This window comes from Streptomyces sp. W16, assembly GCF_033194735.1.
Taxonomy (GTDB): domain Bacteria; phylum Actinomycetota; class Actinomycetes; order Streptomycetales; family Streptomycetaceae; genus Streptomyces.
In genome coordinates this window covers 1-1,565 of sequence record NZ_JAWOAI010001030.1, presented here as the reverse complement: position 1 = coordinate 1,565, position 1,565 = coordinate 1, and the positions used below count along the sequence as shown (strand labels likewise).

1 protein-coding gene and 1 pseudogene are annotated in these 1,565 nt (G+C 73.3%); both read left to right on the top strand.

The annotated features are described in order from the left end of the window. Window positions 1–867 (top strand): alpha/beta hydrolase (locus R6V09_RS52760; protein WP_317888497.1); only part of this gene is annotated, 867 nt, incomplete at its 5' end. A 122-nt stretch (window positions 868–989) separates the two neighbouring features. Next, window positions 990–1,565 (top strand): annotated as a pseudogene (locus R6V09_RS52755) (PucR family transcriptional regulator); the annotation flags it as partial.

Genomic DNA, 1,565 nt, shown 5'->3' with positions numbered 1-1,565 from the left:
GGTGCCACGGCCGACGTGGGCCGTGCCCGGGCCGCGACTCAGGTCTCGGCGCGCACCATCGACTTGTCGGTGTCCTCGGCCGCGCTGGGCCGCAGTGCGCCGGTGCGGCTGATCCTGCCGTCGGACTTCGCCGCGCAGCCCGGTCGGACGTATCCCGTGCTGTATCTGCTGCACGGCGCGCACGACGACTACACGTCCTGGACCCGGGAGACGGACATCGAGGCCTTCACCGAGGGCCGCGAGCTGATCGTCGCGATGCCGGACGCGGGCCCCACCGGTATCCCCAGCGCCTGGCGCGAGGGCCCCGACTACGAGACCTTCCAACTCCTGGAGGTTCCGGCGCTGTTGGCCCGTGACTACCGCGCGTCCGGCGTGCGCGCGGTCGCCGGGGTGTCCACCGGCGGCTACGGCGCGATGGCGCACGCGGCCCGCCACCCGGGCGCGTTCACCGCCGCCGCGTCCTACAGCGGGATCCTCGACACCACCGCCCCCGGAGTGCCCTCCCTGGTGGACGCCATCGTGGCCCGCGAGAACCTGGCGCCGCGCACGCTGTGGGGCAATCCCCTGCTGGACGGGCTCACTTGGCGGGCCTTCAATCCGCGCGCCCGGGCCGGCGGGCTGCGCGGCACACCGCTGTACGTGTCCAACGGCAGTGGTGTGGCCGGGGGTTCGGGCGACTGGCTGCCCGAGGCGCTGGAGAGTCTGCTGTGGCCCTCCGCGCACAGTTTCACCGGTGTCCTCGCGCTCCTGGGCATTCCGGTCACCACCCACTTCTATCCGGGCGGAGGACACAGCTGGGCCTACTGGAAAGGGGAGTTCACCGCCTCGTGGCCGATGCTCGCCGCCGCGCTGGGGCTACCGGAGTGATGTCGGTGCAGCCGGGGCACGGAACGGAGCGCAGGGGGCGGCCGTCCAACACGGGACGTCCCCCTCGTCCCACGGGCAACGGTCCGTGGGCGAGCCGCCTCCGGGGGAAAGGAGTGTCCGTCGTGGCCGTCCCCACCCCGCGCGGCGTGCCCGTCGATCCCACCGCCGCCTCGGTCCCGCCCGACCTGGCCGAGCTGCTGCGCGCCCAACTGCCGCGCGTAGCCGACGAGGTGGAGGAAGAGGTCCGCAGACAGGTGCCCGAGTACGGGCTGCCGTCCGGTGCCGTCTACCGCGAGAACCTGCGGGCCGGTGTGGTGCAGGCGCTCAGCCTGTTCATCGACCACATCGCGGACCCGAGAGATCAGCGGGCCGCGATGGCCACGACGTACTACGAGATCGGGCGTGGTGTGGCGTTGGAGGGCCGCAGCCTGGACTCGGTGCAGTCCGCGTTACGGGTCGGCGGGCTGCACGCCTGGCGGCTGATGGGGCGGACGGTGGAGGAACTCGGCCTGGACTCGCAGGTGGTGGCCGCGCTCGGCGAGCTGGCGTTCCGGACCGTGCACGAGGTCGCGGAGGCCGCCGCCGCCGGTTACGCGGACGCACGCTCAAGCAGCGCGGACGAGTTGGAGCGGCGGCGCGGACGGCTGCTCGATCTGCTGCTGGGCGACGGGCCGGTGTCCCCGGAGGAGGTGCAGGAC